The 19,238-nt window shown below is 62.7% G+C and carries 21 protein-coding genes; 8 read left to right on the top strand and 13 right to left on the bottom strand.

Features of this window, described 5'->3' with window-relative positions; genetic code table 11:
- Positions 1-65: 65 nt before the first annotated feature.
- The 3 genes from ABGT66_RS01335 to ABGT66_RS01325 all read right to left on the bottom strand — a co-directional run bounded on the left by ABGT66_RS01335 (position 66) and on the right by ABGT66_RS01325 (position 2,117).
- Positions 66-392 (bottom strand): branched-chain amino acid transporter permease, encoded by a 327-nt coding sequence (locus ABGT66_RS01335; protein ID WP_303148111.1) that lies wholly within the window; start codon positions 390-392, stop codon positions 66-68.
- On the bottom strand, positions 389-1,105 hold the full coding sequence (locus ABGT66_RS01330) for an AzlC family ABC transporter permease (protein WP_346688290.1): 717 nt from the start codon (positions 1,103-1,105) through the stop codon (positions 389-391). Before ABGT66_RS01330 ends, ABGT66_RS01335 begins: the two co-directional genes overlap by 4 nt.
- A 79-nt stretch (positions 1,106-1,184) precedes the next feature.
- A complete protein-coding gene (locus tag ABGT66_RS01325; RefSeq protein WP_346688289.1) occupies positions 1,185-2,117 on the bottom strand; it encodes an AEC family transporter in 933 nt (310 codons plus the stop codon).
- 141 nt (positions 2,118-2,258) lie between these two features.
- On the opposite strand from ABGT66_RS01325, the gene ABGT66_RS01320 reads away from it, so the two are divergent.
- The 5 genes from ABGT66_RS01320 to ABGT66_RS01300 all read left to right on the top strand — a co-directional run bounded on the left by ABGT66_RS01320 (position 2,259) and on the right by ABGT66_RS01300 (position 8,141).
- The gene (locus tag ABGT66_RS01320) at positions 2,259-3,878 is read left to right on the top strand and encodes a gamma-glutamyltransferase family protein (RefSeq protein WP_346688287.1); all 1,620 of its coding nucleotides are present in this window, start codon (positions 2,259-2,261) and stop codon (positions 3,876-3,878) included.
- A 316-nt stretch (positions 3,879-4,194) separates the two neighbouring features.
- Complete coding sequence (larE, locus tag ABGT66_RS01315) at positions 4,195-4,965, top strand: ATP-dependent sacrificial sulfur transferase LarE (RefSeq protein WP_346688286.1); 771 nt, start codon at positions 4,195-4,197, stop codon at positions 4,963-4,965.
- 3 nt (positions 4,966-4,968) lie between these two features.
- On the top strand, positions 4,969-5,724 hold the full coding sequence (gene larB, locus ABGT66_RS01310) for a nickel pincer cofactor biosynthesis protein LarB (RefSeq protein WP_294193731.1): 756 nt from the start codon (positions 4,969-4,971) through the stop codon (positions 5,722-5,724).
- Position 5,725: 1 nt separating this feature from the next.
- Positions 5,726-6,631 carry a LarC family nickel insertion protein gene (locus tag ABGT66_RS01305; RefSeq protein WP_346688284.1) on the top strand — a complete coding sequence of 302 codons (906 nt, stop codon included), beginning with the start codon at positions 5,726-5,728 and terminating at the stop codon, positions 6,629-6,631.
- A gap of 172 nt (positions 6,632-6,803) precedes the next feature.
- Entirely contained in the window at positions 6,804-8,141 is a 1,338-nt protein-coding gene (locus ABGT66_RS01300) for an RNA-binding domain-containing protein (RefSeq protein ID WP_300262164.1), read from the top strand.
- Positions 8,142-8,334: 193 nt separating this feature from the next.
- Here ABGT66_RS01300 and ABGT66_RS01295 read toward each other — a convergent pair whose 3' ends face one another.
- Entirely contained in the window at positions 8,335-9,210 is an 876-nt protein-coding gene (locus ABGT66_RS01295) for a permease (protein WP_346688283.1), read from the bottom strand.
- Positions 9,211-9,343: 133 nt separating this feature from the next.
- Between ABGT66_RS01295 and ABGT66_RS01290 the strand changes: the two genes are divergently transcribed.
- Positions 9,344-9,628 carry a hypothetical protein gene (locus tag ABGT66_RS01290; protein WP_346688282.1) on the top strand — a complete coding sequence of 95 codons (285 nt, stop codon included), beginning with the start codon at positions 9,344-9,346 and terminating at the stop codon, positions 9,626-9,628.
- A gap of 7 nt (positions 9,629-9,635) precedes the next feature.
- Here ABGT66_RS01290 and ABGT66_RS01285 read toward each other — a convergent pair whose 3' ends face one another.
- From ABGT66_RS01285 to ABGT66_RS01255, 7 genes are all read right to left on the bottom strand, one after another.
- On the bottom strand, positions 9,636-10,052 hold the full coding sequence (locus ABGT66_RS01285; RefSeq protein WP_294193735.1) for a MerR family transcriptional regulator: 417 nt from the start codon (positions 10,050-10,052) through the stop codon (positions 9,636-9,638).
- Positions 10,053-10,114: 62 nt separating this feature from the next.
- A complete protein-coding gene (locus ABGT66_RS01280) occupies positions 10,115-11,161 on the bottom strand; it encodes an alpha/beta hydrolase (protein WP_346688281.1) in 1,047 nt (348 codons plus the stop codon).
- 20 nt (positions 11,162-11,181) lie between these two features.
- The gene (locus ABGT66_RS01275; protein ID WP_300262150.1) at positions 11,182-11,517 is read right to left on the bottom strand and encodes a hypothetical protein; all 336 of its coding nucleotides are present in this window, start codon (positions 11,515-11,517) and stop codon (positions 11,182-11,184) included.
- 158 nt (positions 11,518-11,675) lie between these two features.
- Positions 11,676-12,437, bottom strand: a complete 762-nt coding sequence (gene tatC, locus ABGT66_RS01270) for a twin-arginine translocase subunit TatC (RefSeq protein WP_346688278.1) — start codon at positions 12,435-12,437, stop codon at positions 11,676-11,678.
- On the bottom strand, positions 12,434-12,649 hold the full coding sequence (gene tatA, locus ABGT66_RS01265) for a twin-arginine translocase TatA/TatE family subunit (RefSeq protein WP_346688277.1): 216 nt from the start codon (positions 12,647-12,649) through the stop codon (positions 12,434-12,436). The genes tatC and tatA overlap by 4 nt, the downstream gene beginning before the upstream one ends.
- Positions 12,650-12,674: 25 nt before the next feature.
- Positions 12,675-13,334: a flavodoxin family protein gene (locus tag ABGT66_RS01260; RefSeq protein WP_346688276.1), complete on the bottom strand. Its 660-nt coding sequence runs from the start codon at positions 13,332-13,334 to the stop codon at positions 12,675-12,677.
- 158 nt (positions 13,335-13,492) lie between these two features.
- Entirely contained in the window at positions 13,493-14,380 is an 888-nt protein-coding gene (locus tag ABGT66_RS01255; protein WP_346688274.1) for a LysR family transcriptional regulator, read from the bottom strand.
- Between the two features lie 209 nt (positions 14,381-14,589).
- Here ABGT66_RS01255 and ABGT66_RS01250 point away from each other — a divergent pair, with 209 nt between their 5' ends.
- Positions 14,590-15,009, top strand: coding sequence for a cyclophilin-like fold protein (locus ABGT66_RS01250; protein WP_346688272.1), 420 nt, complete (start codon positions 14,590-14,592; stop codon positions 15,007-15,009).
- Between the two features lie 110 nt (positions 15,010-15,119).
- Positions 15,120-15,698: a flavodoxin gene (locus ABGT66_RS01245; protein ID WP_346688271.1), complete on the top strand. Its 579-nt coding sequence runs from the start codon at positions 15,120-15,122 to the stop codon at positions 15,696-15,698.
- Positions 15,699-15,927: 229 nt separating this feature from the next.
- On the opposite strand, the gene ABGT66_RS01240 is transcribed toward ABGT66_RS01245, so the two are convergent.
- A complete protein-coding gene (locus tag ABGT66_RS01240; protein ID WP_346688269.1) occupies positions 15,928-18,180 on the bottom strand; it encodes a S8 family serine peptidase in 2,253 nt (750 codons plus the stop codon).
- A gap of 101 nt (positions 18,181-18,281) precedes the next feature.
- Positions 18,282-19,223 carry an ABC transporter substrate-binding protein gene (locus tag ABGT66_RS01235; protein WP_346688268.1) on the bottom strand — a complete coding sequence of 314 codons (942 nt, stop codon included), beginning with the start codon at positions 19,221-19,223 and terminating at the stop codon, positions 18,282-18,284.
- Positions 19,224-19,238: the final 15 nt, after the last annotated feature.

The following is a 19,238-nucleotide window of genomic DNA, read 5'->3' as shown; positions in this document are numbered from 1 at the left end:
TTTTTTAGAGAGAGGAATAATAATTCAGATTTTTATGAAATAGACAGAAAACGGCGCGGCTTACGCTAGAACACCAACTGCACCAGCGCCATATAGCAGAGCGTGCCGCCGAGTATAGACAGCAGCATGCGGCGCTTCCAGAGGTGGAGGGCGACGGTCGCGGCGATCGAGATTAATTCCGGCAGGCCGTGCGCGCCGGAGGCGAAGTCCACGTTTTTGAGGCAGTAGACCACGAGCATCGCGAATATCGCGGAGGGCAGGGCTTTTCCCAGATACTGCACGTAGGGCGGCACGGGACGGCCCTCGCGGAAAATCAGGAACGGCAGGAAGCGCGTCGCCATCGTCCCGGCGACGCATATCGCTATCGTCATTATCTCCTGCGCCTGCGTCATTTCGCCCAGCCTCCCGCTTTTTCAATCGGCCCGCCGAATGCCGAGAGGCAGAAAAGTATGCAGAGCATGCTAGGAATGAGGAAGGAGTCCGCGCCGAAGAGCGCGAGGCACAGTGCGGAGGCGGCGAGGCCGATGAGCCCCGTCCAGTGCTTTTTCTCCTTCAGCCACTGTTCCAGGAAGATGACTACGAACATGGCCGTCATGACGAATTCTATGCCCTCGGTGTCGAAGGTCAGCATCGAGCTCAAAATTCCGCCGAGCGTAGCGCCCGAGACCCAGTAGAGCTGGTTCAGCAGCGTCACGAAGAACATGAACCATCCGCGGTCCACGCCCTCGGGGATCTCCGCCGTGTAGTTTATCGAGAAGGTCTCGTCGCACATGCCGAATATCAGGTATGGGCGCATCCAGCCGAGCCCCTTGAATCTTTCGAGCATCGACACGCCGTAGAAGAGGTGGCGCGCCTGTATCATCAGCGCCGCCATGAGCGTCTGGAGCGGCGCGAAGGGCGAGAGCAGCATCGAGACGGCGACGAATTCGAGCGAGCCGCCAAAGATGACGGCGCTCATGACCATCGGGTAGACGAAACTGAAGCCCGAGACGTTCATGTATATTCCGTATGCGAGGCCGATGAACCAGAAGCCCGCGAAAATAGGCAGAGTGTAGGGGAAGGCCGCCCTGAACGCCCTGAGCTTTACGTTTTCGCCGTCTTTCAAAATTTCCGCCTCCGTTTCCGCGCGATGTCCCGACCGGCAATTATACCCCGCGCCGCGCGCCGCGGGAAGCCGCCCGCTATTATATGACAGTCTCGTAAAGCGCTATCACGAGCGGCATCGTGACGATGGAGAGCAGCGTCGTCAGAACGTAGAGCACGCCGGTGCGGTCTCCGATGTCGCCGTAGAGCTGCGCCATCGAGGTGACGGTCGCGCAGGCGGGCGTCACGCCCGCGAGGTAGACGACGAGCAGGATATTTTTGCCGTCTGGAATCATTTGCGCCGCGCCGCAGATTTTGAAGGCGATGAGCAGGATTACCGGCGCGGCGACGAGGCGCAGCGCCGAGGCGAGGTAGCGCCGCCTGTCGCCGAAGATGCGGCGCGCCGGCACGTCGGCGATGACCATGCCCGCGAGCAGCATGCCGAGCGGCCCTATCATCGAGCCGGTCATCTTGAGCGTGCCGTCGACGATTTCGGGCAGCCGCACGCCGAGCAGGAACATAGCGCCGCCTATGAATATCGATATGACGTTGAGGTTGAACAGTATCTTCCTCCAGCCTATCCCGGCGCTGCCGCTCAGCACGCAGCGGCAGTGCGTCCAGAGCAGAATGAGCTGGACGACGATGAAGGCGCAGGAGTAGACGAGATATTCGCCGCCGAGCATCGCCTGCACGAGCGGCAGCACGAGTATGCCCGCGTTGGTGTAGACGACGGTCAGCTTCTCGGCCGTGTCGAGGCGCAGCGCGCGTCCGAAAACGGCAGCGAGCAGCAGGAAGAGCGCGTGCGCGAAGAGCGCGGCGGCAAAGGAGAAGAGGAGGCCGCTGACGACCTGCCGCGAGTGCTCTATCTGGAACGAGCTTATGATTATGCACGGCGCGACGAGGTAGACTATTATCGCGGATATGACGCGGCTGTCCTCCGTTTTGAGCACGCGCGCCCTGACGAGCGCCCAGCCCATCGCCATTATGATGAAGAGCTTCGTTATCTCTTCCGCGAGTATCAGGCTTATCTCCATTATTTTTCTCCTCCCGCGCGGATATCCGCGCCGCGGTATATTATATCGCCGCTTCGCGGAACGGCGGATATGCGGGCGTTGCCTCGCGCGGAGATTTTTATTACACTATCGGCGGAGCTTCAAAGAATTTTATAAAGAGTGGTGTTTCTGTTGAATTTCGACCCTTTCTCCTATAAATATCCCTCGCGCCGCACTCTCGTCTACGGCTCCCGCGGCATGGTCTGCGCGACGCAGCCGCTCGCGGCGCAGGCGGGGCTCGACATGATAAAGAAGGGCGGCAGCGCCGTCGACGCCGCCGTCGCGACCGCCGCGTGCCTGACGGTCGTCGAGCCGACGAGCAACGGCATCGGCGGCGACGGCTTCGCGCTCGTATGGAGCGGCGGCAGGCTGCACGGGCTGAACTCGAGCGGCTTCGCGCCGGCGCTCGCGGACGCGGAGGCCCTGCGCGCGCGCGGCTGTGATAAAATGCCGCTCTACGGCTGGGAGGCGGTCACCGTCCCCGGCGCGCCCGCCGCGTGGGCGGAGCTGAACCGCCGCTTCGGACGCCTGCCGCTCGAGGAGGTCCTCGCGCCCGCCGCGTGGTACGCCGAGAACGGCTTCCCCGTATCGCCGACCGTCAGCGCGCTTTGGAAGCGCGCCTTCGCGAAGTTTGCGAAAAATCTCGACGGCGCGCATTTCGCGCACATCTTCGAGAGCTTCACGCTCGGAGGCTGCGCGCCCGAGCCTGGCGAAATCTGGCGCAATCCCGCGCAGGCCGCGACGCTGCGCAAAATCGCGGAGAGCGCCGCGCGCGCCTTCTACGAGGGCGAGATAGCCGAGGCGATAGACGCTTTCTCGAAGTCCTGCGGCGGCTGGCTGCGTCTCGAAGATTTGGCGGCCTTCAGCCCCGAGTGGGTGGAGCCGATACACGCGAACTACAAAGGGTACGACGTCTGGGAGATACCGCCGAACGGACAGGGCATAACGGCGCTGATGGCGCTCAACATTCTGAACAATTTCGACTTTGCGGAACGCGAGTGCGCGCGCAGCTATCATCTGCAAATCGAGGCGATGAAGCTCGCCTTTGCGGAGTCGCTCGCCGAGGTCGCAGACCCGCGCTATATGCGCCGCAGCGTCGAAGAGCTGCTCTCGGACGGATTCGCGAAGCGCCGCGCCGCGCTGATAGACCCGGAGCGCGCGGGGCTGCCTACGTCGGAGCGCCAGAGCTCCGGCGGCACCGTCTACCTAGCGGCCGCGGACGGCGATGGAAATATGATTTCTATGATACAGAGCAACTATCAGGGCTTCGGCTCCGGCCTCTGCGTGCCGGGCACTGGCGTGACGCTGCACAACCGCGGCAACAACTTTTCGCTCGACCCCGAGTCGCCGAACTGCCTCGCGCCGCGCAAAAAGCCCTACCACACGATAATCCCGGGCTTCATCACGCGCGGCGGCGAGCCCGTCGGCCCGTTCGGCGTGATGGGGGCCTTCATGCAGCCGCAGGGACACGTGCAGATGGCGGTCAACATGATAGACTTCGCGCTCAACCCGCAGGAGTCGCTCGACGCTCCGCGCTGGCAGTGGTTCCGCGACAGCACGGTCGGCCTCGAGCAGGGCGTGCCGAACCACGTCGCGGCGAAGCTCGCGGCGATGGGCCACGACGTGCGCATTGACTTCGACCGCATCGACTATGGCCGCGGACAGATAATACAGCGCACGGAGTCCGGCGCGCTCGTCGGCGCGACCGAGCCGCGCGCCGACGGATACGTCGCCGCGTGGTAGGCGAAGGGACGATAAATCGACGCAGGCTCTCCCGCGCGCGGCGGGAGAGCTTTTTGTATGGCCGCCGCGCTGGAATTTTCCGCGCGCGCATATTAAAATAAACCGTTGACTTGGAGTCCGCTCCCGCGTTTATGCTGAATACGGCTTTCGCGCGAAGGAAGCGCGAAGCGCGCAGGCTCCGGCACGCGCCCGCACGGACGGGCCGCCGCCGCAGAAGCGGCTTTTTGCGGCGCTCGCCGCGTTTTTTCACAGAATACTTTTCGCGCCACGAAGGCGTCATATCCGCGGGCCGTCGCGTCCGCGCGGAGGTGTTGCGATGCGCTTTTTGCCGGCGTCCGCCATCGGAGGACTTGAAAAATTTTTCGCGGAAAACCCGCGCGCCGCGCTCGCCTTTTCGGGCGGCGTCGACTCCGCGTACCTGATGTACGCGGCCTCGCGCTGCGGCGCTGATTTCCGCGCCTATTACGTAAAGAGCGAATTTCAGCCGCAGTTCGAGCTCGACGACGCGCGGCGGCTCGCTGACCGGCTTTCTGCGCCGATGACGGTGATTCCGCTCTCGGTGCTGTCGTGCGCGGAAATCGCCGCGAACCCGCCCGAGCGCTGCTATTTATGCAAGAAACGGATATTCGGCGCGATAGCGAGCGAGGCGGAGCGCGACGGATTCAGCCTGATAATAGACGGCACGAACGCGTCGGACGACGAGGGCGACCGCCCGGGCATGAAGGCGCTGCGCGAGATGTGCGTGCGCTCGCCGCTGCGCGAATGCGGCCTCACGAAGGCTGAGATACGCCGCCTCTCAGCCGAGGCGGGGCTCTTCACGTGGGATAAGCCCGCATACGCATGCCTCGCGACGCGCGTCCCGACCGGAACGCAGATCGACGCCGCGGCGCTGCGGCGCGTCGAGGGGGCGGAGGCGGCGCTCGCCGCGCTCGGCTTCACGGATCTGCGCGTGCGTCTCTTCCACGGCGCTGCGCGCGTGCAGCTTCCCGAATCGCAGATAATGGGCGCCGCGGCGCGCCACTTTGAGATAAAATCGGCGCTCGCGCCGTACTTCGAAACGGTGCTTCTCGACATGGAGGGCAGATAAAAAATGGACAAGAAAAATATAAGGGAGCTCCTCGTCCGTCTTGCGGCGGGAGCCGCCACGGTAGACGAAGTCATGGAGGAGCTGCGCGAAGAGCCCTTCCGCGACCTCGGCTTCGCGAAGATAGACAGCCACCGCTCGCTGCGCCAGGGCATAGCCGAGGTCATCTACGGCGCTGGCAAGCGCCCGGAGCAAATCGCGGAAATAGCGAAGACGATGCTCGACGGCGGGCAGAAAACCGTGCTCATCACGCGCATGGGCGCGGAGGCGGCGCGCGCCGTCGCGCTCTCCGTCCCGCTCGCCTACCATGAAATCGGGCGCGTCGGCATAGCGGGCGAAATGCCCGAGCCGGACGGACGCGGCACGATAGTAGTCGCCACGGGCGGGACGAGCGACATGCCCGTAGCGGAGGAGGCGGCGCTCACCGCCGAGGCGCTCGGCAACAAAGTCACTCGCCTCTACGACGTCGGCGTCGCGGGGCTGCACCGCCTGCTCGCGCACACAGACGACATAATGGGCGCGTCCGCGATAGTCGCGATAGCGGGCATGGAAGGGGCGCTCGCGAGCGTCATAGGCGGCCTCGCCGACTGTCCCGTCATAGCCGTCCCGACCAGCGTCGGCTACGGCGCGTCGTTCGGCGGCCTCTCGGCGCTGCTCTCGATGCTCAACTCCTGCGCGAGCGGCGTCTCCGTCGTCAACATCGACAACGGCTTCGGCGCGGGCTACCTCGCGAGCATGATAAACCACATAGGGGTGAAATAGAATGAAGGCCTTATACATAGACTGCGGAATGGGCGCGGCGGGCGACATGCTCACGGCGGCGCTGCTCGAGCTCATGCCCGAGCCCGAAAAATTCGTCGAGCGGCTCAACGCGCTCGGAATCCCCGGCGTCGAATACCGCGCCGTCCCATGCGTCAAATGCGGCATAAAGGGCACGCGCATGGAAGTCTTGGTAAACGGCGAAGAAGAGTGCGCGGACGAGCACGGGCATCATCACGAGCATGCTCACGACGACGCGCACATACACGAACACCGCAGCGCGCATCCTCACGAAGAGCTGCGCGGGCACTGCCATGAAGAACGTACTCACGACGAAGCTTGCGAGCGCATCCATGAGCACGAACATACGCACGAGCATGCTTGCGACGGCCATCACCACCACGCGGGCATGGCGGACATCGAAGCGATATTCGCGCGCCTCGACATGCCCGAAGCGGCGAAAGCCGGTGCGCTCGCCGTATATAAAATAATCGCCGAAGCCGAAAGCGCCGTCCACGGCGTGCCAGTGATGGAGATACACTTCCATGAGGTCGGCGCGATGGACGCCGTCGCCGACGTCGCGGCCGTCTCGCTGCTCATGCACGAGCTCGCGCCCGCGCGCGTGACCGCATCACCGGTACACGTAGGCAGCGGCACGGTGCGCTGCGCCCACGGCGTCCTGCCCGTCCCCGCGCCCGCGACGGCGCGCATCCTCGAGGGCGTCCCGATATACGGCGGAGAAGTGCGCGGCGAGCTCTGCACGCCGACCGGCGCGGCGCTGCTGAAGCACTTCGCAACCGGCTTCGGCCCGATGCCGCTCATGCGCCTCGAAAAAACCGGCTACGGCATGGGCAAAAAAGACTTCGGCGACCGAGCCAACTGCGTCCGCGCGATGATGGGCGAAGCCTAGCGGCGCGCGAAGTCATAAAATCAAAACGACAGCCAACCGGCGGCGCGGGGAAAATATCCACGCGCCGCCGGTTTTGATTATTGTGATAGACATCTAATAATATCTGATTATAATAATTATCAGCTATTATTAGATATCAGCAGATATTATCAAATAGTCAGGGACGGTGCGAATGCAGACGGAGAATAAAACCACCGAATTAAAGCGAGAATATGTCGACGATATCAAAAATACGGTAGTGGCCTTCGCGAACTGTGACGGCGGCACTATATACATTGGAATCAACGACGACGGAAGCATACGCGGCGTGGACGACGCAGATGAAACGATGCTGCGCGTGACCAACGCAATACGCGACGCGGTCAGGCCGGACGTTACGATGTTCGTAGACTGCGGCGGCGAGGATATAGACGGGAAGCAGGTCGTCCGCGTCACCGTGAGGCGCGGAACGGCGCGCCCATATTACCTGCGCGGCAAAGGCATACGCCCCGAAGGCGTCTATGTGCGTCAGGGCGCGTCGACCGTACCCGCGAGCGAAACGGCGATACTGGACATGATTAAGGAAACGGGCGGCGACAGTTACGAAGCGGCGCGCTCGTTGATACAGCAGCTCACCTTCGACAAAGCTGCGGAATTCTTCAAACGCAGAGGCGTTTCCTTCGGCGCGGCTCAGATGCGTACGCTGCGCATGATAGGCGAAGACGGGATGTACACCAATCTTGCGTTCCTGCTTTCCGACCAGTGCGCGCACTCCCTCAAAATGGCCGTTTTCGAGGGCGGCAGGAAGAGCGTATTCAAAGACAGGCTGGAGCTGTCCGGCTCGCTTCTCGCGCAGCTCGACGGAGCATACGAATTCATCGACCGGTTCAACCGCACGCGCGCCGAATTTGACGGGCTTGACCGCATAGACCGGCGCGATTATCCGCCAGAGGCGGTACGGGAAGCTTTGCTGAACGCGCTTGTGCATAGGGACTACTCATTCAGCGCTCCGACCCTGATAAGCGTTTTCGACGACCGCATTGAATTCGTCTCAGTCGGCGGACTTGTGAAAGGGCTCTCGATGGACGACCTGCGCCTTGGAGTTTCGATTCTGCGCAATCCCAACCTGGCCAACATTTTTTACAGGCTGCGGCTCATCGAGGCGTACGGTACGGGGATGCTGAAAATAAACGAGTGTTACGAGGAAGCGCTTCAAAAGCCGAAGATAGAGGCTTCGAGCCACGCATTCAAGGTGACGCTGCCGAACGTCAATTTCGGCGCAGGCGCGGAGGCAGTCGCGGAAAAGGTGCCTGCGCGTAGGGAAAGAGCAAAAGAAGAGCGTGTTCGCGTAATTGAGGAGCTGTGCCGAGAAAACGGATATGTTACGCGCAAGGATTTGGAAAAAGCGTTTGAGATATCACAGGCGACCGCGGTGCTGCTGTTAAGGAAGCTCACCGGCGACGGCCTGCTCGTCAAAGAGGGAAGCGGCAGCAATGTGCGTTATTATATAAATTCGGGCGCGTCGAAATAATTAAAGGGCGGCGCCGCGGCGAAGCTGGCCTTTTACTGCTTCTGATTGCTTGTAATCTATCTGATAATTATCTGATTATATTTGATAATCAGATAATCAGCATAATCAGGAGATATAATCAGCGACGGTGCGGCGAACGTGAAAAGCCCCGCCGCTGTTGCCGGCGGCGGGGCGCTTTGAGGGAAGAACGGAACTATTGGAGAAAGGCTGCGGCGTATCCCGCCGTGACTGCGAAGGTTAGAGAGAAGGCTATGTATAGCGCGAAGCTGCGCGCGCCGAGAACCGTCTTCAGCGCGCCGAGGTTCGTCAGCTTTGTCGCGGGGCCGGAGAGCATGAAGGCGACGGCGGGGCCGAGGCCCATGCCGCGGCCCATCCATTCGGCGAGCAGCGGTATCGTGCCGCCGCCGCAGAAGTATAGCGGCACGCCCGCGAGAGCCGCGGCGGCTATGCCGAAGCCGCTTTCGCCGAACGCTCCCGCTATCGCGCGCGACGGGACGAGGCGCATGAGCGCGGCGGTCAGCGCGACGCCGCCGAGGAAGCCCGGGGCCGTGGCGCGGACGTTGCGGCCTATGTTTTTCAGCAGGCGCGCGGCGAGGTTCGGATCTGTGTCGCGGTTCTCCGCGCGCGCGAAGCCGTCGAAATTGAAGAAGCCGCCGCGAAAGAAGCGCCGGACGAGAAATCCAGCCGCCGCGCCGCATAGGAACGCCGCAGCCGTGCGCGCGGCGAGCGCCTCCGCGCCGAGCGCCGCGGTGTAAATCATCAGCTGCGGGTTGAGCAGTACGGAGCTCATCATAAACGCGGCGAGCACGCCGTCGTCCATGCCCTTTTCCGAGAACGAGGCCGCGAGCGGCACAGTGCCGTACATGCAGAGCGGCGATGCGACGCCTATCGCGCTCGCCGCGAATATCGAGAAGCGCCCGCGCGATATGCGCGCGAAGAGCGCGTTGAGCCGTTCCTTCGCGAATACGGAGACGACGGAGCCGCCGACGATTCCCGCCGCCCAGAAGGGCGCGATGTCGCGGAGCACGATCCAGAAATGGCGGCAGAAATATACGAATTCTTTTTCCATGCGTCTCTCTCCTTTCGCGCGAGGTCCCGGCGGTTACTTTATATCTCTTTGAGCAAGGTTGAAGTCAAGCGCCGCGGCGCGCGCGGCAGTGGTAAACTTAGCGCCGGCGAATAAAAATTTCCGGAGGCGCGCGATGATTACGAAATACGAGCTTGGGCTGATTGCCGAAAAATTGTCAGAGGAAAATTTTTGCGAGTCCGACGCGGCTTCCGCGGGAGAGATAACGTCCGTCGTCTATCGCTGCGACGCGCTCGACTGCGGCGGAGCCTCCGCCTGCGTCAGATATATAGACGTCGAGTTCTCGTCGGGCGAGTTTTATGAAATTCACGAAAGCTCGCCGCTCTTCCGCTTCGTCTGCGGGCTGAGCGGCTGTCCGCCGCTTGTCGGAGAGTGGGAAGTCCCGCTCTTCCGCGCGTGATTTTGCGCTACGCCGCCGCGCCCGTGCGCGTCTCCCGCGCGGCCCAGCCGCTCACGGCGAGCTCCGTCTCGGGCGTCACTGTGCTCTCGTAGTGCGCGAGCTGATCGTCGGCGCGGCGCAGGCAGGCGAGCAGGCCGTCTATCTTTTTCATTATATTTTCGCGTGTTTCGAGGAGGAGCTCGCGGCGCTCTTCGCGCGTGGAGCTGCCGAGCATGGCGAGCCGCAGGTAGGCCTGTATCGTTTCGAGCTGCATTCCGGTCTCCTTGAGCCGCTGTATGAGCGCGACGAGCTTTATCGTCTCCGCGCCGTAGTCGCGCAGGCCGTTCTCCCTTCTCGGGACGGGCGGTATGAGTCCGATTTTCTCGTAATATCTCAGTGTGTCCGCGCTCAGTCCGGTCTTTTCAGAAGCTTCGCCTATCGTCATTTTTTAACGCCTCCCCGTTGATTTGAAGTGCGCGGCCCGTTTCGTCCGGGCCGCGCTGCGTTTCAGTTCTTTTTCAGAAAATGTTCGTCGAGGAACATATCCATCAGCTTGTGGTGGTCCGCCGTCTCGGGCGCGTCGGGGACCAGGTAGTACTGCGCGTGCGAGAGCGCCTCGTAGACCAGCAGCTCCGCCTCCGCGCCGTTCATCAGCAGCAGCTTGTGCATACGGGCCGTGTTGCTGAGGAAGAGGTCGCGCGTGCCGGTGACGAGCAGCGTCGGCGGGAACTGCGCAAGCTCTTCGCCCTTCGCGTATATGGGCGAGACGAGCGGGTCTTTGAGATCCGCGCCGTCCGCGTAGACCTCGGCCGAGGCCTTTATCAGATGGTCGTAGGTGCCGAGGATGTTGTCCACGCCTTCGTTCGTCACGTAGCTGTCGCCTATCTTGTCCATCTCGCTCCACGGCGTGCCCGATATGAGCGCGCCGGGGACGGGGACGCCGCCCTCTATGCACTGGAGCGCGAGTATCAGCGTCATCGCGCCGCCGGTCGATGTGCCGAGCACCGCGATATTCTGCGCGCCGTATTTTTTCACGAGCTCCTTATAAACTGCGAAGGCGTCGTCGATAGCGGCGGGATAGGGATGCTGCGGCGCGAGGCGGTAGTCGACCGCGACGACCCTGTAGTTGTTGCTGGCCGCCATCAGCGTGCCTTCGAGCGTGCCCGCGACGCCGTCGCCGAAGACGTAGCCGCCGCCGTGGATGTAGTAGATTATTTTATCCTTCTTGTCCTCGTCTATCGTTTTCGGCGTCAGAGTGCGCACTGTGACGCCCGCGATTTTTTCCTCCGTTATCGTCACGCCGAGCTGCTTCGCGGTTTCGACGGCGTGCGGCGCGGCCCATTCCGTGTAGCCGCCCGTTATTTTGTTCCATTCTTCGACGCTCTTCGGCTCGCTGTACCAGAGCTCGCCCGCCTTCTTGTCCACCGCCGCCGCCATCTCGGGGCTGACCGTCGAGGGCGCGGGGAAGTGTCTCGCTTCGTCCGCTCCCGCCGCGGAGGCCGCGCAGATCGCCGCGATTGCGGCAAACGTCAGGATAAATCTCTTCATCTTCATCTCAAAGCCTCTCCTTTGCTTCAGCGGCAGATGCAGCCGCCGCTTTTGATTTTCCTTATTATACAGTCGAGGCAGTCGAGCGCCTGCTGTTTTGCGTGCAGCTCGTCGAGCAGGCGGAAGCGCTCTTTTTTCATAATCCTTACGCGCTCGTCGAGCGTCGCCGCGCTTTCGTCGAGAAGCACCGGGTTCTCCGCGAGCCTCTCGGGCGCGAGCCCCGCCTTCGCGAACGAGCTTATCCCGCCGAGGCGGCGCAGCGTCTCGTCCTCGCCCGCGTCGGGCAGAAGGCCGAGCTCCCTGTAATGCTCGAGCGTCGCCGCGCTTATTCCGCAGATTCCGCTCATTTTGTCGATAGTCATTTTCTACGCCCTTTCGGTGAAGTCGTAAGCGCGCCGCTCCGCTTCTTGCGCGGCGGGCACTCCGTCCCCGGCGCGCTTACAATATAAAAGCTTTGCGCCTTCGCGTCTAATACCTGTCGTATATCGCTTCGCCATGCCCTTGGGGCATTGCGCGCGTCTTATGCGCGCGCCGCACGCGCGGGCCGTTCTTCCGCAATCTCCGCGCTTTCCGCGTTTTTCCGTTCAATCCGCCTCGCCGCGAAAAGTCCGAGCTCGAAGAGCAGCCACGTAGGCACGGCCATGACGAGCTGGCTTATCACGTCGGGCGGCGTCAGTATGCCTGCGGCGACGAGTATCAGCGTCATCACATAGGGGCGTCTGCGTCCGAGGCTTTCCGCCGAGACGACGCCGAAGCGCACCGCGAGCAGCGCTATGACGGGCGTCTGGAACATGAGGCCGAAGGCGAGCGTGAGCCAGCCCGCGAGGCTTGCGAAGTTCGCAAGGCCGATGCTCGCTTCGAGCGCGTCGTGCGCGAAGCCGCCAGAAAATTTCATCACGGCGGGCAGCACGAGCCCCGCGCAGAAGGCCGCGCCGCAGGCGAAAAGCAGCGTCGAGGCGAACACGGCGCGCGATAGCGCGCGGCGTTCGTCCTTGTAGAGCGCGGGCAGGACGAAGCGCCATATCTGCGCCGCGTTCCACGGATAGGCGAGGACGAGCGCGATTACGAGCGCGAGCCGCAGCTGCACGAAGAAGACCTCCATCGGCGCGAAGTAGTGCAGCGCCGCGCCGTCGGGGAAGCACCAGGCCGTCAGCGCGGAGATGACGCGCGGCGCGAGAGCGTAGCCCACGGGAAAGAGCGCCGCCGTGACGGTTACGCAGCGCAGCAGCGCGCCGCGCAGGGCTTCGAGGTGGCTTATGAAGCTCTCCTCTCCGTCGTTCACGCCGCCGTCCCCCGCTTCGCTTCCTCGGCCTCCGCCGCCTTCTCCGCGGCGTTCATGAAGTCGCGGCTCTCCGCTTCGAGGTCGGCCTTCGCCTTCTTGAACTCGTAGGACGCGCGCCCCATCGCGCGCGCAAGCTCCGGTATGCGCTTCGCGCCGAAGACTATGAGGATGAAGAGCGCTATCAGAAGTATTTCAGTGAATCCGAGAGACATGTTTTCCAGCTCCTTTGCGTGATTTTTATATATTCCTGCCGAGGCGGTAGGCCTCGTCCATGAAGCGCGTGCCGTTCACCGCGCCTGCGGGCCAGAGCCCCGTGCCTACGACGTGGCCCGCGTACTCCCAGCCGAGATAGTCGTAGAGCCCCTTGCGGAAGTAGTCGATTATCGGCTGCACGCGCTCCATGTCGCTGTTCGCGAGCGTCAGGATGAAGGCCGAGCGTTTGCGGTCGTGGATCGTGCCGTTGATCGCGTAGAAGCGGTCGATGACGGCCTTGAGCTGCGCGGAAATCGTGTAATAATAGACCGGCGAGACGAAGAGCACCGCCTGCGAGGTCGCGATGTGCTCGCGCACGAACGGGAAATCGTCGTCGTCGAGTATGCACTCGCCCTGCATTCCGCAGTGGTTGCAGGCCGTGCAGGGGCGGACGTTCTTCAGTCCCGCGTCGAAGCGCACCACCTCGTGGCCCGCCTCGCGCGCGCCGCGCGTGAACTCGTCGGCGAGCGCGTTGGAGTTGCCGTGCGCGCGCGGGCTGCCCGTGATTATCAAAATCTTCTTCTTCACGCCGTCTCCCGACGGAGCCGCCTCCGCGGCGCGCGCGCCCGTAAGCCGCAGCCCGCCGAACATAGCTCCGCCCGCGGCGGCCGCGAGCGTCGTTTTCAGAAAATCGCGTCTGTTCATAAAAATTCCCCCCGGCGATAAATTTGCGCGCGCGCCGCGATTCCGCGCAGCCGCGCGCAACATACGATTAAGCGCCCCGTTCCGCGGAGCTTCCTGCTCTCGTGCCGGGGCGCTTACACTATAAATTTTGCTGTGCGTTTATGTCTAATGCTTTGATTTTATTGCTTTTCGATGCCCGGGAAGCATTTTACGAACTCGATGAACTTCGTCACCGCGGGGGAGAAGGGCTGCTCGCGCTTCCACGCGAGCACGGAAGTAGAGGTGAAGCCGTCGAGCGGACGGACCGCCAGCTCGTTATGGTCGATGTAGGGCAGGCTGCCCTCGACCGCGAGCGCGCAGCCGAAGCCGTGCTTCGCCATAACGGCGGAATTTGTGCTCATGTTGCTGACGCACATGACGCAGTCCGCGTCGTAGGCGTCGCCGAGCCAGTTGATAAGCTCGCTCTGCACGTTGGGGCGGAAGGGGATTATCAGCCGCCGCCCGCGAAGGTCGCCGGGGCGTATCGTTTCGAGCGTCGCGAGCGGGTCGTCGGGCGGCATGATGGCGGCCCAGCGCTCTGTGACGCCGAGGCGGATGAACTCATATTTTGAAATGTCCGCCGGCTCGAGCAGAAGGCCGACGTCGAGCAGGCCGCGGTCAATCTGCGTCTTCGTGTGGTCGGCGTTCGCGCTGTAGAGGCGGTAGCGCACGAGCGGATATTTTTCGCTGAAGGCGCGAAGCATCGAGGCGACGAACTTCACCGACTCCAGTTCGCCCCAGCCTATCGAGACCGTGCCGTCGACCAGCTCTTCCTGCTCCGCGAGCTCGCGCTCCGTCTTGTCCATCAGCTCGACGATCTCCTCCGCGCGCCGGCGCAGCAGAAGCCCCTCGCTCGTCAGCGTCGTCCGCCGCGTACCGCGCTCGAAGAGATGCACGCCGAGCTCCTCCTCGAGCTGCGCGAGCTGGCGCGAAAGCGTCGGCTGCGTGATGTGCAGCTGCTCCGCCGCCTTCGTTATGTTCTCCTCGCGCGCCACTGCGAGAAAGTACTTCAGCACCCGCGTCTCCATAAAGCCGCCCCCTTTTCCCAAATTGCAGATTCGTCCGAAAAATTCTCCGACTTTTATTATAACAGCGCGCCGCCGCGCAATCCATACGCCGAAGGCATGAGAAAGTAATTCAACGCAGGTATTAGACATCGAGGCGCGCGGCAAAATAGAATACGCGCATCAGGGCCGCGCGGAGGTACGGCGCGGCGAAACGGAAGGAGCGAACGAAAATGAAAATTTTGACTGCGGTCTGCGTCATGGCGCTGCTGGTAATCGCGAGCGCCGCGTGGGCCGATGCGCCGAAGCGCGTGAAATTCACGTGGAGCGGCGGCGAGGCGGTCGCGGAGCTCAACGGCAGCCCGTCGGCGGAAAGTTTGTGGGCGATGCTGCCCGTCACTGTCGATTTCAAAGATTTCAACGGCGTCGAGCGCATCGGCTACACGGAGAAAGAGCTCTCGACGGAGGGCGCGCCCGAAAGCTGCACGCCGGACGCCGGAACCCTCGCGCTTTACGCGCCGTGGGGCAACCTCTCGGTATTCTACAAGCCGTTCCGCGAGTCTCGCGGACTTGTGCCGCTCGGGCGCTTCGTCGAAGGCGCGGACAAAGTCTCGACGCTCGGCGAAGCCGTGCGCATCGAGCGCATGGAGTAGCGCGCGGCGCTTGACTTCGAGCGCGCTCTATACTGTAAGGTAAAAAGGAAGCTCGCGCCCCGCGCGCGAAACGGGGCGCAGAAATTAAAATCAACGGAGGCTGACGAAGGATGACACTGATGATGAAAATTTTCAAGGCGGGGATGCTGCCCGCGCTCGCGATGGCGCTCATGCTCTCGCTCGCGTGCGGCAGGAGCGAGGCGGCCGGCAAAGCGCTCGTCGTATATTTCTCGTGGAGCGGCAACACCGAGGCGCTCGCGCAGGAGATACAGGCGCAGACAGGCGCGGACATCTTCCGCATAGAGACCGCGACGCCCTACCCCGAGAACTACAACGCGACGGTCGACCAGGGACGCGCCGAGCTGCGCGAGAACGCGCGCCCCGCGCTGAAGCAGGCGAAGGTCGAGAACCTCGCGGAATACGACACCGTCTTCATCGGCGCGCCGAACTGGTGGAGCTCGATACCGATGGCGGTCGCGACCTTCCTCGAAGCGAACGACCTGAGCGGCAAGACCGTCGCGCAGTTCGTGACGCACGGAGGCGGCGGAGCAGCCAACTGCGGCCGCGACCTTCAGCGGCTCTGCCCCGGCGCGAAATTCACCGAAGTCCTCTCCGTCGGCGGCAGCTCCGCGCGCGGCGCGAAGGAGGAGGTGACGGAGTGGCTCGCCGCGATAGGCTTCGCGAAGTAGCCGCGCGGCGGTAAATCAAAAATTTCATACGTCATACGCACAAGGCCGGAGCGAAAGCTCCGGCCTGTTTCATATATTCCAGCGCTGCGGCGCAGATTCGCGGCGTGTACGAAACGCGGCGGCCGCTTCACGCGTTTGCGGCGCGCGGCGTGAACTGCGCGCAGCGCTCACGCTTGGCCGCCGGAGAGAAAAAATCCGCCGGGGCTTTGCGCTCCGGCGGATTGGTTTTTTATTTCTTTTTTCGCGCGATTAACGGCAGGCCGACGAGCGCGAGCAGCGCCGCCGCGCCGGAGACTGCGGAGCAGCCGCCGCCTGAGCTGCCGTGCGTTTCGGCCTTTTTGAACGATACGATCGCGGTCGGGTCGACTATGCTTCCCGTGTTCTTATCGAGGTCGTATGAGCCGTTGTCTTCGATGTAGAGCGTGATTATGTAGTTTTTGCCGGCGTCGAATGGGCCTGCGAGCGCTCCGCCGTCGGCTTCGGTTACGGTGAAGGTCCCGTCTGACGGTTCTTCTCCGGCTTCTTTGTATTCGAGAGCCGTACCGTCGGGGAATAGCTTGCATATAGCCAAGTCTGCCAGCGCGGCGCCGTCGCCGAAGGCGTCTCCGCCCACTTCAAAGGCGACCGCGCCGAGGCTGGTTTGCGAAAGTTCTTCGCTCTGCGCCGTAAAGACGGGGAAGAGCGCGATGTCCTCGACGGTTTTATCAGCGCGGACATTCATCGCGGCCTTCTTGGCTATTCCGGCGTCGAGGTAGAGGCAGTCTCCGTACTCTCGCAGGTCGCCTTCTGAGAAAATGTCGCTTAAGGCTGTCTCGTCCTTAGCAATCTGCGCGTATATCGGAGTGACGCTTTCATGCTCTTCGTCGGGTTCCACAGTATCCACTTGTTCAGCGAAGCCGTTCCACGCCTCGTATACGTCGAGCGCGCCGTAGCGCGAGAAGCCCTCGCGCGCCGTGCCTCCGTCGGCTCCGTCGAGTATCATCTGCTTTATCTCTGACGCGCTTTTTCCCGGCATCAGCGAGGCGAGCAGCGCCGCCGCGCCCGTTACGTGAGGCGCCGCCATCGAGGTGCCGCTCGCCGAGATGTAGCCCGACTCGTCGAACGTCTGGCGGTTGAGAAGATACGTCGTGCGGCAGGTGGAGTATATAGCTGTGCCCGGCGCGAATATGTCGACCCATTCGCCGCTCGAACTGTAGTCGCTGTAGCCGATGCCGCCGTTTCCCGGCGTGTCCGGCGCGAGCGTGCCGTCCGCGTTCCGCATCAGCGCGCCTACCGACAGAGTGTTTTCGTGGCGGAATGAGGCGGGGTAGAAGCGCTGCCCGCGCGCCATCCCGTCCGTCGGAGCGTCGATGTCCTGCCCGTCGTTGCCGGCCGCCATGCAGACCAATATGCCGGCGTCGCTGAGTTCCTTGATTTTATAGTCGTAGGCGCTGCCCTCCATCTCCGACGGGCTGAACCAACCGCCGAGCGATATGTTGGCGGCGCGGATGTTGACGCCCGCGCGCTTCGCGGCGACTACGAAGTCTATGCCGCGTATTATGTCGCTCGTCTCGGCCCTGCCGCCGAAAATGCTGGACGAAAAGACGTTGACCGCCATTATGCGCACCTTCCAGTTTATCCCGGCGACGCCCCGTGCGTTGTTTCCAACCGCGCCGATTATGCCAGCCACGTGCGTGCCGTGTCCCTCCACGTCGCCGATGCAGCTCATCTCCTGCATCGTGCCGGAATCTATGTACCACTGTTCGTCCTCGTCGCCCTGCATCGTAGGCTGCGGGCCGATGGGCACTCCCGTGTGCGGCGTGCCGAGTCCCAGTAGGCTTATCTCGCTGTGGAACCACGCGCCGTGGCTTCCCGCGAGCGGCACCTCGTCGGTGAGCATGTCGGGATTTTTGGAAATTATGGCGTTCGCCGCCGCATCGTCGAAGGTGTATATGTTGCCGGCGAGGTCCGGATGGTCGTATATTACGCCGCTGTCTATCACCGCGACTACTACTTCTTCGGAGCCAGTGCCGCGCTCCCAGAGTTCCGGCGCGCGTATCGCCTCGGGGCCCCATTGTTCGCCCCAATGCTCGTCGTCCGGCGTGACCGACTGCGCCTGCATTATGTAGTTCGGCATGGCGCTTACGACGTTCGGTTCCGCGCGCAGCTTTTCTATAAATTCTTCGGTCGTCATGCCCTCGGGGGCGCGCATGTGGACGACGGTCAGCGTCTCGCTTTTCGCGGAAGCGGCGCGGGCGGCGGCGTTCGCGGGCGCTTGTCGCTCTTCTATCGGATTGAAGTACTGTATGACGGAGCCTTCGGCGAGTCCCAGGCTTTGCCCCGCCGCATTTTTAGCCGATGCAGCGGCGGGCGCGCCGGATTCGCCGCGCATCACGACGATCGCCTCGCCTTCCGCGTATCTCGGAGCCTCTTCCGCTGACGCCGCAGGAACGAGCTGTGCCAACGCGAGCGCCAGGACGGCTAGAAGGATTTTCAGTTTCATGTGTTGTGCCTCCAAATAAAAACTAAGCGGTCCGCGTGTATCCGCGAATCCGCTTGTAAATTAGCATTATTTTTGAATTTGTGTCAAGCCGCGCACGCGCGTTATTCGTCAGCAAATATTTCGGGGTAGAAGCCCGCCGCGAAGCGCTCTACCGCGTAGGCCATGCGGCTGCCGGGGAGGACGCTTTCGAGCGCTATCGTGACGAAGCGCTCGTTCTTGACGCATTCGAGCTGCGAGAGCGCGCTGTTCGCCTTTATCTCGGCTATCTTCGCCTCGACGGAGGGGGAGTCGTAGTCGTGTATCACGATGACCTGCGGCTCGCGCGCGACGGCCTCCTCGTAGCTGACCGTTACCCACTGCTTGCCCGTTAAGCCGCCGAAGACGTTTTCGCCGCCCGCGCGCTCGATGAGCAGGCTTTCAAAGTTTTCGCCGGAGCAGGTGAATACGCCGCTGCTGCCGCTGTCGTAGACGAGGACGCGCAGCGGCTCGCGGCCCTTGATTTTGTCCGCGACGGCCTTCATGCGCCGCTCCTGTTCTTTTATGAACTCTTCGGCGCGCGCTTCGATTTTGAAAATTTTGCCGAGGCTGCGGATTTCGTCGTACGCCTCGTCGAAGCTCGACGCGCGCTCGACGAGGACGTTCATGCCGTTCGCTTCGAGCTCCGCTATGTCGAGGCCGCCTCCGCCGAACTCCCAGTCGATGCCGAAGACGAAGTCCGCGCCGCTCGTGAGCGCTGCCTCGCGCGTCGCGCTGCCGTAGTTCAGCTCGGGCACTCTCGCGTACTCGGCGGCGTACTCTGGCAGCGGGCCGCGGCTGTGGTTGTCGAGCGTGTTGCCGGCGATTTTGTCTCCGAGGCCGAGCGCGATGAAGAGCTCCGTGCAGTTCGGCCCGAGCGTCAGAACGCGCTGCGGCGTCTCGGTAACGGTCACTTTGCGTCCGTAGTTGTCCACCGTGACCGGCGCGGCGTCCGAAGCGCCCGCGCCCTGCTGCGCGGCGAAGGTTAAGGCGAGCGCCGCAAGCGCGGCGAAGATTTGTTTTTTCATCGAGGATTCCTCCGT

Origin of the sequence: uncultured Cloacibacillus sp. (assembly GCF_963926575.1) — a bacterium.
Taxonomy (GTDB): domain Bacteria; phylum Synergistota; class Synergistia; order Synergistales; family Synergistaceae; genus Caccocola; species Caccocola faecigallinarum.
Note: the sequence above shows the minus strand (reverse complement) of the source record. Positions and strands in the feature narration are given on the sequence as shown.

Bases quoted from the DNA above. Each gene is read 5' to 3' on its own strand.
- ABGT66_RS01335 (WP_303148111.1), bottom strand. From the start codon at position 392: ATGACGCAGGCGCAGGAGATAATGACGATAGCGATATGCGTCGCCGGG.
- ABGT66_RS01325 (WP_346688289.1), bottom strand. From the start codon at position 2,117: ATGGAGATAAGCCTGATACTCGCGGAAGAGATAACGAAGCTCTTCATC.
- larE (WP_346688286.1), top strand. From the start codon at position 4,195: ATGCGCTTTTTGCCGGCGTCCGCCATCGGAGGACTTGAAAAATTTTTC.
- larB (WP_294193731.1), top strand. From the start codon at position 4,969: ATGGACAAGAAAAATATAAGGGAGCTCCTCGTCCGTCTTGCGGCGGGA.
- ABGT66_RS01305 (WP_346688284.1), top strand. From the start codon at position 5,726: ATGAAGGCCTTATACATAGACTGCGGAATGGGCGCGGCGGGCGACATG.
- ABGT66_RS01300 (WP_300262164.1), top strand. From the start codon at position 6,804: ATGCAGACGGAGAATAAAACCACCGAATTAAAGCGAGAATATGTCGAC.
- ABGT66_RS01295 (WP_346688283.1), bottom strand. From the start codon at position 9,210: ATGGAAAAAGAATTCGTATATTTCTGCCGCCATTTCTGGATCGTGCTC.
- ABGT66_RS01290 (WP_346688282.1), top strand. From the start codon at position 9,344: ATGATTACGAAATACGAGCTTGGGCTGATTGCCGAAAAATTGTCAGAG.
- ABGT66_RS01285 (WP_294193735.1), bottom strand. From the start codon at position 10,052: ATGACGATAGGCGAAGCTTCTGAAAAGACCGGACTGAGCGCGGACACA.
- ABGT66_RS01280 (WP_346688281.1), bottom strand. From the start codon at position 11,161: ATGAAGATGAAGAGATTTATCCTGACGTTTGCCGCAATCGCGGCGATC.
- ABGT66_RS01275 (WP_300262150.1), bottom strand. From the start codon at position 11,517: ATGACTATCGACAAAATGAGCGGAATCTGCGGAATAAGCGCGGCGACG.
- tatA (WP_346688277.1), bottom strand. From the start codon at position 12,649: ATGTCTCTCGGATTCACTGAAATACTTCTGATAGCGCTCTTCATCCTC.
- ABGT66_RS01260 (WP_346688276.1), bottom strand. From the start codon at position 13,334: ATGAACAGACGCGATTTTCTGAAAACGACGCTCGCGGCCGCCGCGGGC.
- ABGT66_RS01255 (WP_346688274.1), bottom strand. From the start codon at position 14,380: ATGGAGACGCGGGTGCTGAAGTACTTTCTCGCAGTGGCGCGCGAGGAG.
- ABGT66_RS01250 (WP_346688272.1), top strand. From the start codon at position 14,590: ATGAAAATTTTGACTGCGGTCTGCGTCATGGCGCTGCTGGTAATCGCG.
- ABGT66_RS01245 (WP_346688271.1), top strand. From the start codon at position 15,120: ATGACACTGATGATGAAAATTTTCAAGGCGGGGATGCTGCCCGCGCTC.
- ABGT66_RS01240 (WP_346688269.1), bottom strand. From the start codon at position 18,180: ATGAAACTGAAAATCCTTCTAGCCGTCCTGGCGCTCGCGTTGGCACAG.
- ABGT66_RS01235 (WP_346688268.1), bottom strand. From the start codon at position 19,223: ATGAAAAAACAAATCTTCGCCGCGCTTGCGGCGCTCGCCTTAACCTTC.